We start from the raw sequence: 1,029 nt of genomic DNA, 5'->3' as shown, positions 1-1,029 counted from the left end.
GTCACTAAGAAGCAGGTCATATTATTATTTACCGTTTAATATTGGTTGAAGATGGGGAAATAAAGGGCATCAGCCACCGCGCACCTTGTGTGCAAAACAAAAGTTATAATAATGGGAGCCAGAATGGCGTTTTTTTATGTATTAAGTAGTAGTGAGTCAACGAAAGTGGGAGATGTCAACACAGATAGGATTATGGAAGCAGGAGCCAGTCTCCCCAGATTGGTTTGAGATAGATGATTGGTCTAACTATGGTGATACTACACTCCTGGAAGAAATTGATTTAATTATAAAAGATGAACCACAGTTTCATGGGTGGCCAGAAAATAATAATGGCTTTGAAAACTACAGCACATCTACTAACGGTTGGATAGAGGAAGCTAAGACCTCCCAGCTGCTTCAAGAATTTGAAGATGTTTTGAGCCGCCAACTGACACCCCCCGATAGCCCCCAGATATCACCTCCTCCTCAGCCTTTAGTGTATTATCCTCCCTCCATTCTTCATCTCCAACCCGCACCTCAACAGGAGCAGCCCTCACCACAGTCTTCTCCATCTCATCAAGCTTATCAGCCAGTCAACAGTAATGAATCTGGTGGTGATTTAGATGAAATAGTTGCTGAAAATTTTTGTGGTGGCGAATGTACTTCTTCTTCGGATTCAGGCTACGAAGATCCTGATTGGGCTCCAATCTCTTCAAAATCGAGAACACGTCCATATCCGTCAGTTGAAGAAAGGAAAGCCCGTAAAAAAGAACAAAACAAAAATGCTGCAACTCGCTATAGACAGAAGAAAAAACAAGAAGTAGAGGTCATCCTGTCAGAGGAAAGAGAACTCCAAGAGAAAAATGAGTCTCTAAAAGCTGAAGTAGAGGAAGTACAAAGTGAGATTAAATACCTTAAGTCATTAATGAGGCATATGTTCAAGGCTAAGGGAATAATTTCGTAATTAAATAACTCCAAACCATTCAGTTTTTAAGTTATTTTTGTTATTTAAGTGTTAATTAAAATAAACTTCATACAATTCCTTACACC

General features: G+C 39.7%; 1 protein-coding gene. It reads left to right on the top strand.

The features are described from left to right. Positions 1-172: 172 nt before the first annotated feature. Complete coding sequence (locus tag MU846_RS14545) at positions 173-943, top strand: bZIP transcription factor (RefSeq protein WP_246953998.1); 771 nt, start codon at positions 173-175, stop codon at positions 941-943. Positions 944-1,029: the final 86 nt, after the last annotated feature.

The sequence above is a fragment of the Alcanivorax quisquiliarum genome (assembly GCF_023051175.1).
In the GTDB taxonomy this organism is placed as follows: Bacteria; Pseudomonadota; Gammaproteobacteria; order Pseudomonadales; family Alcanivoracaceae; genus Isoalcanivorax; species Isoalcanivorax quisquiliarum.
The sequence above is the reverse complement of the archived record's forward strand: the minus strand, read 5'-3'. Positions and strand labels throughout refer to the sequence as shown.